At 68.5% G+C, this 14,485-nt stretch carries 14 protein-coding genes; 6 read left to right on the top strand and 8 right to left on the bottom strand.

All coding sequences use genetic code 11. The features are described from left to right. Positions 1–38: 38 nt before the first annotated feature. Complete coding sequence (locus ACG01O_RS13305; RefSeq protein WP_394385318.1) at positions 39–1,424, bottom strand: sensor histidine kinase; 1,386 nt, start codon at positions 1,422–1,424, stop codon at positions 39–41. After that, entirely contained in the window at positions 1,421–2,089 is a 669-nt protein-coding gene (locus ACG01O_RS13300; RefSeq protein WP_394385316.1) for a response regulator transcription factor, read from the bottom strand. The genes ACG01O_RS13305 and ACG01O_RS13300 overlap by 4 nt, the downstream gene beginning before the upstream one ends. A 66-nt stretch (positions 2,090–2,155) precedes the next feature. Between ACG01O_RS13300 and ACG01O_RS13295 the strand changes: the two genes are divergently transcribed. From ACG01O_RS13295 to ACG01O_RS13275, 5 genes are all read left to right on the top strand, one after another. Next, a complete protein-coding gene (locus tag ACG01O_RS13295) occupies positions 2,156–2,917 on the top strand; it encodes an ABC transporter ATP-binding protein (RefSeq protein WP_394385315.1) in 762 nt (253 codons plus the stop codon). A 5-nt stretch (positions 2,918–2,922) separates the two neighbouring features. Further along, positions 2,923–3,795 carry an ABC transporter permease gene (locus ACG01O_RS13290; protein WP_394385313.1) on the top strand — a complete coding sequence of 291 codons (873 nt, stop codon included), beginning with the start codon at positions 2,923–2,925 and terminating at the stop codon, positions 3,793–3,795. Positions 3,796–3,821: 26 nt separating this feature from the next. Further along, positions 3,822–4,835: an ABC transporter substrate-binding protein gene (locus tag ACG01O_RS13285; RefSeq protein ID WP_394385311.1), complete on the top strand. Its 1,014-nt coding sequence runs from the start codon at positions 3,822–3,824 to the stop codon at positions 4,833–4,835. Positions 4,836–5,038: 203 nt separating this feature from the next. Next, positions 5,039–6,604: a Do family serine endopeptidase gene (locus ACG01O_RS13280; RefSeq protein WP_394385309.1), complete on the top strand. Its 1,566-nt coding sequence runs from the start codon at positions 5,039–5,041 to the stop codon at positions 6,602–6,604. 168 nt (positions 6,605–6,772) lie between these two features. Further along, the gene (locus tag ACG01O_RS13275; protein ID WP_394385308.1) at positions 6,773–7,141 is read left to right on the top strand and encodes a hypothetical protein; all 369 of its coding nucleotides are present in this window, start codon (positions 6,773–6,775) and stop codon (positions 7,139–7,141) included. A gap of 1 nt (position 7,142) precedes the next feature. Here the strand turns inward: ACG01O_RS13275 and ACG01O_RS13270 are convergent, their stop codons facing one another. The 3 genes from ACG01O_RS13270 to ACG01O_RS13260 are packed head-to-tail and all read right to left on the bottom strand — an operon-like array spanning position 7,143 to position 9,371. Beyond that, positions 7,143–7,757 (bottom strand): glutathione S-transferase family protein, encoded by a 615-nt coding sequence (locus tag ACG01O_RS13270; protein ID WP_394385306.1) that lies wholly within the window; start codon positions 7,755–7,757, stop codon positions 7,143–7,145. Next, the gene (locus ACG01O_RS13265; RefSeq protein ID WP_394385304.1) at positions 7,754–8,611 is read right to left on the bottom strand and encodes a bile acid:sodium symporter family protein; all 858 of its coding nucleotides are present in this window, start codon (positions 8,609–8,611) and stop codon (positions 7,754–7,756) included. The genes ACG01O_RS13270 and ACG01O_RS13265 overlap by 4 nt, the downstream gene beginning before the upstream one ends. A 4-nt stretch (positions 8,612–8,615) precedes the next feature. Next, positions 8,616–9,371: a class II aldolase/adducin family protein gene (locus ACG01O_RS13260; RefSeq protein WP_394385302.1), complete on the bottom strand. Its 756-nt coding sequence runs from the start codon at positions 9,369–9,371 to the stop codon at positions 8,616–8,618. A gap of 83 nt (positions 9,372–9,454) precedes the next feature. Here ACG01O_RS13260 and ACG01O_RS13255 point away from each other — a divergent pair, with 83 nt between their 5' ends. Beyond that, entirely contained in the window at positions 9,455–10,129 is a 675-nt protein-coding gene (locus ACG01O_RS13255; RefSeq protein WP_394385300.1) for a Crp/Fnr family transcriptional regulator, read from the top strand. On the opposite strand, the gene ACG01O_RS13250 is transcribed toward ACG01O_RS13255, so the two are convergent. The 3 genes from ACG01O_RS13250 to ACG01O_RS13240 form a co-directional block, all read right to left on the bottom strand. Next, positions 10,118–10,342, bottom strand: a complete 225-nt coding sequence (locus ACG01O_RS13250) for a hypothetical protein (protein ID WP_394385298.1) — start codon at positions 10,340–10,342, stop codon at positions 10,118–10,120. The two genes, ACG01O_RS13255 and ACG01O_RS13250, sit on opposite strands and share 12 nt — an antisense overlap. Next, positions 10,305–12,614, bottom strand: a complete 2,310-nt coding sequence (locus ACG01O_RS13245) for an FdhF/YdeP family oxidoreductase (RefSeq protein ID WP_394385296.1) — start codon at positions 12,612–12,614, stop codon at positions 10,305–10,307. The genes ACG01O_RS13250 and ACG01O_RS13245 overlap by 38 nt, the downstream gene beginning before the upstream one ends. 148 nt (positions 12,615–12,762) lie before the next feature. Then, positions 12,763–14,424: an OFA family MFS transporter gene (locus ACG01O_RS13240; protein ID WP_394385294.1), complete on the bottom strand. Its 1,662-nt coding sequence runs from the start codon at positions 14,422–14,424 to the stop codon at positions 12,763–12,765. Between the last annotated feature and the right edge of the window lie 61 nt (positions 14,425–14,485).

Genomic DNA, 14,485 nt, shown 5'->3' with positions numbered 1-14,485 from the left:
TGGGCGTCCAGCGCAGCGCCCCCTCGCCGCTGCCCGCTTCACGCACCCGTCAGCTGCAGTTCCAGCGTCAAGCGAAGCACGACCCGAAAGCCGCCCGAGGCCGGGGCCTCGAAACGCAGCTCGCCCCCGTGGGCCCGCATCACTTCGTCCACGATGGACAAGCCCAGGCTGGCGCCGATGCGGCCGTCACCACGTGGCGTGAAGGGGCGGCGCAGCGCGTCCCAGCGCGTCGGCTCAATGCCCGGCCCATCGTCTTCCACGCAAATCTCGGCGTGAGATGCCGTGGACTTCACCGCCACGCACAAGCGCGTTCGCACGCCATACGTCAGCGCATTGCCCAGCACGTTGCGCACGGCCTCCTTGAGCATGACCGCATCACCGCATGTCCAGACCGGCTGGTCCGGCGCAGTGAACTCGACATCGACCTGCCTCGCGGGCCGGTCTTCCAGTTGTTGCATCAACTGCTGCCGCACAAGGTCCACGAGGTCCACCCTGTCCATGCTCACGCCCTGGGAGCGGTGCAACACCAGGGCATGACTCAGCATCTGACTGGACAGTTCGCCCACGTCCTCCAGCCGCGTCTTGATGCGTTGCGCTTGCACCCGCCGCGTCGCCTCGTCCGGCGCGTACTCCCACAACTCCACCTGCGATGCAATGGCAGCCAGCGGCGTGCGAATTTGATGGGCCACATCCCCCATCACGCGTCGCATCAGCGCGATGCGTGCATTGAGCCGCGCAATGAAGTCGTTGATGGTTTGCACCAGCACTTCGGCTTCTGGCGGCGCCTCGACCACCAGGGGATCGCGGGAGGCGGCGTCACGTGCGCCGATCGCGCGGGCCACGTCGTGCAAGGGCTTCAACGCGCGCTGCGCAGCCACCATGGCAGCGCCGATGGTGATGACCCCCATCAACCCAATGATCCACAGCGCCTTGGTGGCCAGACTCTGCGCCAACGTCCCTCGTGCGATTTGGGTTTCGGCCAGCACAACGGCCGCCCACCCCTGCGGGTCCTGCGGCATCACGTGCCGCCCCACGATGGCCACACGCACTCGCTGCTCCTGAACGACGGCGCTCAACAGGACCGGCCCTCGCTTGATGCCTTCCCACGGCACCGCCACCTGCAGCGACGGGTCTCCGGCCACCACGCGGCGTTGAGGGTCCAGCACTTGGTAGAACACGCGGTCACGGGCCGACAAGACGGCAAAAGCCGCCAACGGCACATCCACATCCAGCACACCCTTGTTCAGCCAGGTGTTCTCCGCAATCTGCAGCGCACCGGACACCAGGATCTGGTCGTACGCCTCATCAGCCGCCACGCTCGCGTACCACCAGGCCGCCACCAGCAAGCCCGAGCCCGCCGCGCCCAACACCAGCGTCAGCGCCAGCGCCAGCCGCGCATACAGCGATCGAGGTTGCCACCTCACGGCGTGACGACCAACTGGTAGCCCAGGCCCCGCAGGGTCTTGATCTCCACCCCTGCGCCCTCCAGCTTGCGCCGCAACCGCGCAATCACCTGCTCGACGGCATTGGCGCTGGGCGCGTCGTCCACGCTGAACAAACGATCGATCAGCTCTTCCTTGCTGAAGATCCGCCCCGGCCGGGCAGCGATGATTTCCAGCAGCGTCACCTCACGGCGCGACAGATCCACGGCCGCACCCGCGACGGTCACGTTGCGCGTCTTGCGATCGATGCCGATGGCACCGCACTGAAGCAGGTTGGTCGCATCGCCCGCGCGTCGGCGCAGCAAGGCCCGCACGCGGGCCTCCAACTCCCGAAAGGCAAACGGCTTGGTGAGGTAGTCGTCAGCCCCCAGATCCAAAGCATCCACGCGGTCGTCGAGGTGGATGCGCGCGGTCAGCATCAGCACCGGCGAGGCCACGCCCGCATCACGCATCCGGCGCAGCAAGGACAGCCCGTCCAGGCCCGGCAGCATCACGTCCAGGATGACCAAGTCGTAGTCGCCGTGCATCGCCAGGCTCTCGGCTTGACGCCCATCCACCTGCCAGTCGACGGTGTGGCCGGTATGCCGCAGCACGGCAATGACCCCCTCGGCCACGTCTTCGGTGTCTTCAACAAGCAGGATGCGCATTCGGTCAGATTCACAACAGAGTCCAAGCCTAATCTGCCCAGCACACAACAGGCAAGGAGACAAGCCATGAGCGCCCACACCGGGCGTCCGCTGCTGCATGTGCAGGGCGTGACGCTGCAATACAAAACCGACGATGCACTGGTCACGGCGACCAGTCGGGTCGACTTCCAAGTGCACCCCTCAGACCGCTTCGTGCTGCTCGGCCCGTCGGGCTGCGGCAAGTCCACCTTGCTCAAAGCCATCGGCGGCTACATCACGCCGAGCGAGGGTCAGATCCTGCTGAACGGCACACCGGTGCATGGCCCGGGCCCCGATCGCATGATGGTGTTCCAGGAGTTCGACCAACTGCTGCCCTGGAAGACCGTTCGCCAGAACGTGATCTTTGCGCTGGAATCCAGCGGCCGCCTGAGGGGCGCTGAAGCCGGCGACCGGGCCGACCACTACATCGAGAAAGTGGGCCTGGCGCGCTTCACGAACAGCTACCCGCACATGCTGTCGGGCGGCATGAAGCAGCGCGTGGCGATTGCCCGCGGCATGGCCATGGAACCCACGGTGCTCTTGATGGACGAGCCCTTCGCATCACTCGATGCCCTGACCCGCCGCAAGATGCAGGAGGAACTGCTGCAGCTGTGGGACGACACCCGCTTCACGGTGCTGTTCGTGACGCACTCCATCGACGAAGCCGTTCGCATCGGCACCCGCATTCTGTTGCTGTCGCCGCACCCGGGCCGCGTGAAGGCCGAGCTCAACAGCGTGGCCCCCGCAGAACTGGGAACAGCCAAACAGGCCGAGCTCGAAGCCCGCATCGACGCCATGCTCTTCCACTGATCGCCATGAACATGACCACCCCTCAAGTTGCACGGCCCGAGATCGTGCTGGACATCGCCCCGCCCTCTGAAAGCGTGGCACAACGACCGCTGTCGACGTTCGATGCCCTGTACCGCCACAGCGGACTGCGCAAGGTCGTCATCCTGGCCGTGCTCGCTGCCATCTGGGAGCTGTACGGCCGCTGGCTCGACAACGCGCTGCTGTTTCCCACCTTTCTGGAGACGGTGACCGCGTTCGTGAAGGGCATTGCGGATGGCGTGCTGCTGGAGCGTGCCGGCGTGTCGCTGCAGGTGCTGCTGGTGGCCTACGGCATTGGCGTGACGGGTGCAGCCGTGCTCACCACGGTGGCCATCAGTTCGCGCGTTGGCACCGATCTGCTGGAAACGCTCACGTCCATGTTCAACCCACTGCCTGCCATCGCGCTGCTGCCGCTTGCGCTGATCTGGTTCGGCCTGGGCACGGGCAGCGTGATCTTTGTCGTGGTGCACTCGGTGCTGTGGGCTGTGGCGCTGAACACCCACGGCGGCTTTCGCGCGGTGTCCAAAACGCTGCGCATGGTGGGCCAGAACTACGGCCTGGGCAACTTTGCGCTGGTGGGGCGCATCCTGATCCCGGCCGCGTTCCCCGCCATCCTGACCGGCTTGAAGATCGGCTGGGCCTTTGCCTGGCGAACGTTGATTGCCGCCGAGCTGGTGTTCGGCGTGTCGTCGGGCAAAGGCGGCTTGGGCTGGTTCATCTTCGAGAACCGCAATCAGCTGGAAACCGCCAACGTGTTCGCCGGCTTGTTCTTCGTGATCTTGATTGGGCTGGTGGTCGAGAACGTGCTGTTTGCCGCCATCGAACGCCGAACCATTCGCCGCTGGGGCATGCAGCACTGAACCCGAACTACATCCAGGAGACACACATGTTGAATCGATTCACGCGCCGCATGGCGCTGGCCTTGGCCGCCACGCTGGCATTCACCGGCAGCGCCCACGCGGAGGAGCAAAAGATCCGCATCTCGCACGGCCACGGGCTGCTGTACCTGCCGCTGATGGTGATGCGCGATCAGGGCCTCATCGAGAAGCAGGCCCAGGCCATGGGCTTGGGCCCGGTCCAGGTCAACTGGATCGTGCTGGACGGCGGCAACGTGATCAACGACGCCATGCTGGCCGGCAACCTCGACATCGCCGGAATCGGTGCACCGGGCTTCATCACGCTGTGGTCCAAGGCACGGGGCATCCCGCGATCGGAAGTGATCGGCCTGAGCGCACTCAGCAGCTCAGCCCTGTGGCTCAACACCACCAATCCGGCCGTCAAGAGCCTCAAGGACATCGGCCCCAAGGACAAGATCGCGATCCCGGGCATCAAGACCTCGCTCTCCGCGGTGATCCTGCAGATGGTGGCGGCCAAGACGTTCGGTGTGGACCAGTACGACAAGCTGGATGCCAACACCGTCAGCCTGGCTCACCCCGAAGCCATGAACGCCTTGCTCACAGGCAAGACGGAAATCAACGCCCACCTCACCTCGCCGCCGTTCGCGTACATCGAGGCCCAGAACCCCAAGGTCCATCGCGTCTTCGACTCGACGGAGGTCCTCGGCAACATCACCTTGGATGTGGTCTTTGCCGCCAAACGCTTCGTGGACGATCGCCCCAAGCACGTGAACGCCTTCCTCGCTGCCCAGGAAGAGGCCAATGCGCTGATCGCCAAGGACCGCAAAGCCGCCGCCCAGATTTATCTGAAGGTGTCCAACGCCAAGGTCAGCATGGACGAGGTGGAGAAGATGCTGGCCGACCCGGCCATGAAGTTCTCCACCACACCGGTCAGCGTCATGGACTACGCCGTGTTCATGAGCAAAGCCGGCACCATCAAAACCAAGCCGGCCAAGTGGACCGACCTGTTCGTTCCCAACCTGCACAGCAAGCAGGGCAGCTGAGCGCTGAGCACGTGAGGCCCGCCCGCCAGCGGGCTCACTCCAAGGAACCCTGGGGGGCGCCCCCGCGCAACCTCCCGATCCACCAGCCAACGCGCGGTCGGCGGCCTTAACCTTGGCCTCACCTTCGCCTCACGCAGCCCTCACGCACGCTGCCTAGAGTGACTCGCAACCGGCCGCACCGCCGCTGGACTGAGGAGCACTCGATGACCCGCAACACCAAGACTGCACTGACGGCCACCGCCGCCGCCCTGTTGGCCGCCGGCGTGACGTTGACCACCACCGCGTCGGGTTGGACGCTGCCGACCTGGCTGCAGAACAAGGCGCCCAGCAGCGCCCCGGCCACCGGCGACGGGCCGGCACGGCTCACGCCCACGGCTGCCGCGGTGGCCGCGGTGACGGCGCCGGCGGCGCCAGTCGCACCGTTGCCGCCGGGGCAGACGCCCAACTACCGCGCCATCGTGCAAACGCAAGGCCCGGCCGTGGTGGGCATCACCGTGGCCGGCCTGCACAAGGCGAGCAACAACGCGTCGGGTAATGACGACGGCGAGGGCGCGGGCAGCGCGGCCATGCCGGGGCTGGAGAACGACCCGTTCTTCCGCTTCTTCCGCGGCGTTCCGGGCCTGCGCATGCAGCCTCGCAGCGCTCAACCCTTCCGCGGCCAGGGGTCGGGCTTCATCATCAGCACGGACGGCCTGATCCTGACCAACGCCCACGTGGTGCGTGAAGCCAAGCAGGTGACGGTGAAGCTCAGCGACCGGCGCGAGTTCTCGGCCCAGGTGCTGGGCAGCGACCCGGCCACCGACATCGCTGTGCTGAAGGTGGACGCCAAGAACCTGCCCACCGTGCAGCTGGGCGACCCCAAGCAGGTGCAGGTGGGCGACTACGTGCTGGCCATCGGCTCGCCCTACGGCTTCGAGCAGTCGGCCAGCCAGGGCATCGTCAGCGCCAAGGGCCGCTCGCTGCCAGGCGACAGCAACGTGGTGCCCTTCATCCAGACCGACGCGGCCGTGAACCCCGGCAACTCCGGCGGCCCGCTGTTCGACGCCGCCGGCCGCGTGGTGGGCGTGAACGCGCAGATCTACTCGCAAAGCGGCGGCTTCCAGGGCCTGGCGTTCTCGATTCCCATCGACGTGGCGCTGAAGATCAAGGACCAGATCGTGGCCCACGGCAAGGTGGAGCACGCCCGCCTGGGCGTGACGCTGCAAGACCTGTCGGCCCCGCTGGCTTCGTCCTTCGGGCTGGAGGCGCCGGACGGTGCTCTGGTGTCCAGCGTGGTGCCGGGCAGCGCTGCGGCCAAGGCGGGGCTGAAGGCAGGGGATGTGATCACGGCCATCGACGGCGAGCCGGTGCGCGTGGCGGGCGATGTGTCCAGCCGCGTGGGCCTGGCCCGCCCGGGCGACAAGCTCAGGCTGGAGCTGTGGCGCGACAAGACCCGACTGAACGAAACCGTGCCGCTGGGCCGCGCCGACAAGGACGTGCAAGAGGCCAGCGCCGCCCCGCAAGGTGGCCAGCTGGGCCTGGCGCTGCGGCCGCTGGAACGGCAGGAGCTGCGCAGCGCCGGCCTGGACCGCGGCCTGCTGGTGGAGCGCGTGACCGGCCCGGCCCAGCTGGCCGGCGTGCAACCCGGCGATGTGCTGCTCGCCCTGAACGGCAAGCCGGTGGACAACGTGGAGCAGGTGCGCGAGGCGCTGAAGAGCAAGCCCGCCTCGGTGGCCTTGCTGGTGGCGCGCGACGGCCAGCAGATCTTCGTGCCGGTGCGGCTGGGCTGAGCCGGACAGCACGCAGCGCAGCCACCTCGCCCGCGCCCCAGGCTCACGGCGTCGGCCGTGGGCCTTTTTCACATGCAGGAACCGACGCGGGTCAGCAGCCGGCTGGGCTAGGCTGCGCCCCTCACCCCATTCCTGTTTGCACCGCACCCGGAGGCCGCCCTGGAGATCTTGCTGGAACTGCTGCTGGAGTTGATCTTCCAGGTCTGCGGCGAACTGCTCGTGGAGTTGGGCCTGCGCTCGCTGGCCCAGCCGTTTCAGCGCCAGCCCAATGTGTGGGTGGCCGCGCTGGGCTACCTGCTGCTGGGCGGGCTGGTGGGCGCCGTCAGCGTGTGGCTGTTCCCCGGTCACTTCACGCGTGAGGGCTGGCCGCGGCTGCTGAACCTGGTGGTGACGCCGGTGCTGGCAGGCGGGGCCATGACGCTGATCGGCCTGTGGCGCGCCCGGCGCGGCGAGCCGCTGCTGCGCATCGACCGCTTCGCCTGCGGCTACCTGTTCGCGCTGGCGGTGGCGGTGGTGCGGTTCAACTTTGCGGGCTGAGTCAGGGCATTCCGTTGCCCACGAACTCGGCAAAGCCTGGCCGCGCGGCCAGGCGCTGCATCCAGGCGGCCACGGCCGGCAGTTCCAGGCGCTCGATGGGGGCGTTCAGCCAGCGCTGGGCGGACAGGCCCAGCACCACGTCGGCCAGCGTGAACTCGGGCCCGCAGACGAAGGCGCCGGTGTTGGCGAGCTGCGCGTCCAGCAGCGCCATGTGCCGGTTCCAGCCAGCCACGCTGGCGGCAATGGCCTCGGCCGTGGCGGGCTGGCCGCGCACCAGCGCCATGAAGGCCACGCGCCAGCTGTTGTTCAACTCGCCGGCCTGCCAGTCCATCCACTGCTCCACGCGGGCGCGGCGCTGCGGGTCGGCCGGCAGCAGGGTCGTGGCGCCGGCCTTGGCGGCGAGGTAGCGGCAGATGCTGTTGCTCTCCCACAGCACGAAGTCGCCGTCGATGAGCACGGGGATGAGGCCGTTGGGGTTGAGCGCCAGGTAGGCGGCCTCCTGCGGCGAGCGAAAGCCGGCGCCCCAGTCCTCGCGATCGAGGGGCAGGCCCAGCTGGGCAGCAGTCCACATCGCTTTGCGGACGTTGATGGAGCTGAGGCGGCCGAGGAGTTTCATGCGGCCGAGTGTCGCCGCAGCCAGAAGCCGAAGGCCAGTGCCGTGACGTACATGCTGACCGAGTACAGCGCCGCCGGCAGCGCCACCGCGAACTGCTGCAGCACGCCCAGGGCCAGGTAGAGCGCGAGCGTGGAGTTGTGCACGCCCACCTCGTAGCCGATGGCGATGCACAGCGGCCGCGGCAGGCGCACGAGCCGCCCGAGGCCATAGCCCGCCGCCAGGCTCAGCAGGTTGAACACCAGCACCGCGCCGCCCAGCTCGCCCGCGGCGCTCAGCAGCGCCTCGCGCTCCTTGGCGATGGCGGCCACGGTCAGCACCACCAGCAGCACGGCAGACAGCGCCTTCACCGGCCGGTCCAAGCGCGCCGCCCACGCCGGCCGCGCGCGGCGCACCACCATGCCCAGCACCACCGGCACCGCGATGACGGCAATCACCTCCACCAGCTTCTGCCACGGCAGCGGCACCACCTGCCCGCCGCCCGCGTAGTGCGCAATCGCACCGTTGGCGATGAGCGGCAGCGTGACGAGGGACAGCACGGTGTTCAGCGCCGTGAGCGACAAGTTCATGGCCACATGCCCGCCGAACAAATGGCTGAACAGGTTGGCCGTGATGCCCCCGGGCGAAGCGGCCAGCAGCATCAGCCCCACCGCATACAGCGGCGGCAGCTGAAACGCGGCGATGACCGCCACGCACGCCAGCGGCAGCACCACCACCTGCAGGCCCAGGGCCAGCAGCGCCGCGCCGGGGTGGGCGCGCAGGCGGCGGAAGTCGTCCAGCGTGAGCGACAGGCCCAGTCCCGCCATCACCACCGCCAGCGCCACCAGCAGCGCGTTCGTCAGAACAAGCGCGTTCATCGCGTCAGGCCCGGAAGTCGGGCGCCGTGCGGTCCAGCTTGCGCAGCAGGGCCGGCCATACGAAGGCGCCGCCCAGCCCGCCGGTTTGCACGCGCATCGCCTCGGCCGTGCCGCGCAGGATGGCGGGGTCCACCGCCGTCAGCGCGCCGCCACCGCTTTGCGCAGCGACCTGGATGCGGCAGGTGGACTCGAAGGTGTGCATGGCCAGGAAGGCATCGGCCACCGAGCCGCCCACGGTCAGCAGGCCGTGGTTCTTCAGCAGCAGAAAGGTGTTCGCGCCCAGGTCGACCTGCAGGCGCGGGCCCTCGTCGGGGCGGAAGGCCACGCCTTCATACGCATGGGTGCCCAGCGAGGCGAGCACGAAGGTGCTTTGCTGCGAGATGGGCAGCACGCCGTCGGCCTGGGCGCTGACGGCCACGCCCGCGGTGGTGTGGGTGTGCAGCACGCACTGCACGTCCGGGCGGGCGGCATGCACGGCGCTGTGGATGACGAAGCCTGCCGGGTTTACCGGGTGGGGCGAGTCGATCACCTTCTGGCACTGGCCGTTCACCTTCACGAGGTTGCTGGCGGTGATCTCGTCGAACATCAGCCCGTAGGGGTTGATGAGGAAGTGGTGCTCGGGGCCGGGCACGCGGGCGCTGATGTGGGTGAAGACGAGGTCGTCCCAGCCCATCTGCGCCACCAGCCGGTAGCAGGCCGCCAGGTCTTGGCGCAGGGCCCATTCTTCGGCGCTCACGTGGTCGCGCACAGAGGTCGTCATCGCAGTCTCCTGAAGTGGTTGTGAGGCGCGATTGGGGCATGCGAGGGGCGGCGCGCTCTGCCTGAAACCCGACAATTCCGGGCATGCCCGAACTCGATGCCCTGCGTGCCAACCCGTGGTTTGCGTCGCTGCCGCCTGCGCTGGCCGAGGCCGTGCTGGCGGCGGGCCGGGTGCAGAAACTCAGCCCCGGCGAGGTGCTGTTCCGCCAGGGCGACGCGCCGGGCGACTGGCACGCGGTGTGCCACGGCGCGATCAAGGCCAGCAGCACGGCGGCAGACGGCACCGAGTCCATCCTCGCGGTGCTGGAGCCGGGCAACTGGTTCGGTGAGATCTCGCTGCTGGACGGCGGCCCGCGCGTGCACGACGCCACCGCCGTGGGCGCCACCGGCGTGTTCGCGGTGCCGGCCGCCGCGTTTGCGCGGCTGATGCAAGACAACGCCTTCGCCACCGCACTGGCCCGCCTGATGGCCGGCCGGCTGCGCACGCTGTTCGGCATTGTGGAAGACGCCACGCTGCGGCCCACCCGCGCCCGCCTGGCGCGCCGGCTGGCCCTGCTGGCGCGGGGCGACGCCACGCTGGCCGCGCAACCCCGGCAGCAGCTGCCGGTGTCGCAAGAAGCGCTGGCCATGATGCTGGGGCTGACACGCCAGACGCTCAGCAAGGAGCTGGGCGAACTGGCCAAGGCTGGCGCGCTGAAGCTGGGCTACCGCAGCATCGACATCCTGGACGCGGCGCTGCTGGAACGCTTAGGCGAGTAGGCGCACCGTCCAGCGGCCGGCGTCGTCACACGCCAGCTGCACCAGCCCCGGGCCGGGCACACCGCCCATCGAGGCGTCGCTCAACAGCGTGAGCTCGCGCAGCAGCACGCTCACGCGCTCGTCCAGCCGCTTGGCGAGCCGGGTCAGCGCCACCGGCTCGCCGCCGGGCGCCAGCTCATGCAGCGTCTGCAGCAGCAGGGCCGGGCTCAGCATGGCGGGTCAGCACGACGGGAATGGACTTGCTCGTCGGCGTGCGCGCGGTGATGGAAAAACTCTCCAGCGGCACCAGCGGGTTGGTCTCGGGGTAGTAGCTGGCCAGACACCCGCGCGGGATGTCGTAGGCCACCAGCAAAAACCGCTCGGCCCGGCGCTGCTGCACGTCCTGGCTGCCTTCGGCGCAGTACAGGCTGGTGATGTCCACCCAATCGCCGGCTTTCAGGCCCAGGTCCTTCAGGTCGTCCGCATGGATGAACACCACGCGGCGGTGGCCATAGACGCCGCGGTAGCGGTCGTCGTGGCCGTAGATGGTGGTGTTGTACTGGTCGTGCGAGCGCAGCGTGGTGAGGGTGAACACGCGCTGGTCCCGCTGGCGGGCGGCGATGCGTTCGGTGGCCAGGTCCGTCGGCAAGGCGTGGGTGCTGAACTGCGCCTTGCCGCTGGCCGTGACCCACACCCGCTCGCTGGCGGTGTTGCGCAGCCGAAAGCCCCCGGGCTGCTGGAGCTTGTCGTTGAAGCCGGCGAAGTCCGGCAGCACGGCTTCGATCTTGTCGCGGATGGCGGCGTAGTTGCCGGCCAGCTGCAGCCACGGCGTGCGGCTGCCGCGCAGCGTGGCCGCGGCCATGCGCGCCACCACCATGGGCTCGGACAGCAGGTGCTCCGACGCCGGCGCGTTCATGCCGTGCGAGAGGTGCACCATGCTCATGGAGTCTTCCACCGTCACGCCCTGCGGGCCGCTGGCTTGCAGATCCACCTCGGTGCGGCCCAGCACCGGCAGCACCAGCGCCTTGCGGCCGTGCACCACGTGGCTGCGGTTGAACTTGGTGGTGATGTGCACCGTCAGCTCGCACTGGCGCAACGCGCGCCAGGTGGCAGCGGTGTCGGGCGTGGCGGCGGCGAAGTTGCCGCCCATGGCGATGAAGACCTTGCCGTGGCCGGCCAGCATGGCCTCGATGGCGCCCACGGTGTCGTGCCCGTGCGCGCGCGGCGGCGTGAAGCCGAACACCTCGCCGAGCTTGTCCAGGAAAGCGGGCGCGGGGCGTTCGAAGATGCCCATGGTGCGGTCGCCCTGCACGTTGCTGTGGCCGCGCACCGGGCACGCGCCCGCACCCGGGCGGCCCAGGTTGCCGCGCAGCAGCAGCAGGTTGACGATCATCTGGATGGTCGCCACCGAATGCCGGTGCTGGGTGATGCCCATGCCCCAGCAGGCGATGACGCGCTCGCTGCTGGCGTAGAGGTCGGCCGCCTGCTCGATCTGCGCCTGCGTGAGGCCCGAGGCGGCCACCAGCGGCGCCCAGGGCTGGGCCTGCAGGCTGGCGATGAAGGCGTCGAACCCGTGGGTGTGCTCCGCGATGAAGGCGTGGTCCAGCAGACCGCGCTCCACCACGCGCTTGCACATGCCCATCAGCAAGGCGAAGTCGCCACCGACCTTCAGCTGGAAGTAGTGGCTGCTGATCGGCGAGTCGCCGAGTGTGGCCATCTCCATCGCGTTCTGCGGGTCGGCAAAGCGCTCCAGGCCCCGTTCACGCAGCGGGTTGAAGCTGATGATCTTGGCGCCGCGTTTGCGCGCCGCGCGCAGCTCGCCCAGCATGCGCGGGTGGTTGGTGCCCGGGTTCTGGCCAAACACCAGGATGCAGTCGGCCTGCTCGAAGTCCGCCAGCGTGACCGTACCCTTGCCCACGCCAATGGTGGGCCGCAGGCCCGAGCCGCTGGGCTCGTGGCACATGTTGGAGCAGTCAGGGAAGTTGTTGGTGCCGTACTCACGCACGAACAGCTGGTACAGGAAGGCGGCCTCGTTGCTGGTGCGGCCCGAGGTGTAGAAGATGGCCTGGTTGGGGTCCGGCAGGGCCTGCAGTTCCTGCGCGATGAGCGCGAAGGCGGCGTCCCAGGTGGTGCGCTGGTAGCGGTCGGTCTCGGGGTCATAGACCATCGGCTCGGTCAGGCGCCCGGTGGCTTCCAGTTCGTAGTCCGACACCTCGGCCCACTCGGCCAGCGTCTTCGCACCGATGACCTCGGGCGTGGCGCGGCGCGCGGTGGCCTCGGCCGCCACGGCCTTGGCGCCGTTCTCGCAGAACTCGAAAGTGGAGCGATGGTCGCGGTCGGGCCAGGCGCAGCCCGGGCAGTCAAAGCCATCCGCCTGATTGGCGTGCAGCAGGGTCTTGGCGCCTTTGACGGCAATGCCCTGCTCGTTCAGCGTGCGGGCCACGCTCTTCAACGCGCCCCAGCCGCCGGCCGGGCCGTCGTAGAGCTCGATCTTTTGTTCACTCATGGTTCGCTCGTCATGCGCAAAAGCCCCGTGGCCTGTGCGGCTCACGGGGCGGTCAGCCTAGCAGGCCAGGCTCATGCCTTGCCGCGGGCATGCGGCAAGGCCTTCGTCGGGCGTCGGACAGCACGCAGGTGCTGTCCTCGGTCCCGACTCAGTGGAAGAACTTGCCGACGCTGATCAGGGTCTTGTAGACACCCCAGGCCAGCGGCAGGCCCACGGCTGCCCAGGCCAGCACCACCACCACCGGCGCGGTGGCGGCCGAGGCGCCTTGGCCCCGGCCCACTTCGGCGGCCACGGCGCGCTCGTGCGCCAGCTTCTTCTCGTGGGCGAGTTCGTCGTCCGTCATGAAGTGCTTGTCGGCCACGGGGCGGATCATCAAGTTGGCGATCAAGCCCACCACCAGCATGCCCACGAGGATGTACATGGTCTGGTTGTAGACCTGCTCGCGCGGCAGGCCCAGGCCCAGCTGGTACTCGCGCATGTAGGTCACCACCATCGGGCCGAAGATGCCCGCCGTGGCCCAGGCGGTGAGCAGGCGGCCATGGATGGCGCCCACCATCTGCGTGCCGAACAGGTCGCCCAGGTAGGCCGGCACGGTGGCAAAGCCGCCGCCGTACATGCTCAGGATCACGCACATCGCGCCCACGAACAGCAGCTTGGAGCCTGCGCCCGCGCTGCTGGGAATGCTGGCGTACATCAGCCCGCCGAGCACGAAGAACACCACGTAGGTCATCTTGCGGCCCAGCTTGTCCGACAGGCTCGCCCAGAAGAAGCGGCCGCCGATGTTGAACAGGCTCAGCAGCGCGGTGAAGCCGGCGGCCACGCCCGCGATGGCGGTGAGCTGGGCCTTGTCGAGTTCACCGAACTTGGCCGGAATGCCGATCAGCGAGCCACCGAACACTTCCTGCAGCATGGGGCTGGCCATGCCCAGCACGCCGATGCCGGCCGAGACGTTCATGCACAGCACGATCCACACCAGCCAGAACTGCGGAATGCCCCAGACCTTTTTCACGTGCACATGGCGCTGCGTGATCATGGCGTTGCTGGCTTGTGCGCCCGGCGGCGTCCAGCCTTCCGGCTTCCAGCCGGTGGGCGGCACGCGGTAGCCCAGGGCACCGCCCAGCATGAACACGAAGTACACCAGGGCCATCACGACGAAGGTCTGCGTGACGCCCACGTCCGACGCGGTGGCAAAGATCTTCATCAACTCGGCCGCCAGCGGCGAGCCAATCATGGCGCCGCCACCAAAGCCCATGATGGCCATGCCCGTGGCCATGCCGCGCTTGTCCGGGAACCACTTGATCAGCGTGCTCACCGGGCTGATGTAGCCCAGCCCCAGGCCGATGCCGCCGATCACGCCGCTGCCCAGGATCATCAGCCACAGCTGGTGGTGATGGATGCCCAGCGCCGAGATCAGCATGCCGCCGCACCAGCACATGGCCGACACCACGCCCGCCTTGCGCGGGCCGGCCCGCTCCAGCCAGCCGCCCCACAGCGCGGCCGAGCAGCCCAGGAACACGAAGAACAGCGTGTACATGAGTTGCAGCGTGGAGATCTTCCAGTCGCAATGGCTGGCAAAGAACTCCGCCCAGAAGCCCACCTCGGGACCGCACTTGACGCCCACCGCCTTGGACAGCGGCAGCCAGAACACCGAGAAGCCGTACGCCATGCCGATGCACAGGTGAATCGCGAGTGCAGCCGGGGGCACCAACCAGCGGTTGAAGCCTGCGCCGGCAATGGTTCGCTCCTTGTCGAGCCAGCCTGCACCCGTCCGACCCGGACCGGGCACGGCACCAATTCCCACAGAAGACATCGTGTTTCCTTCAACAAGTTGGAGGGCGCGGTGCGCCCTCAATCGGGGTGGCCCGGCACGG

It is taken from the genome of Pelomonas baiyunensis, assembly GCF_043555935.1.
GTDB lineage: Bacteria > Pseudomonadota > Gammaproteobacteria > Burkholderiales > Burkholderiaceae_C > Pelomonas > Pelomonas baiyunensis.
The sequence above is the reverse complement of the archived record's forward strand: the minus strand, read 5'-3'. Positions and strand labels throughout refer to the sequence as shown.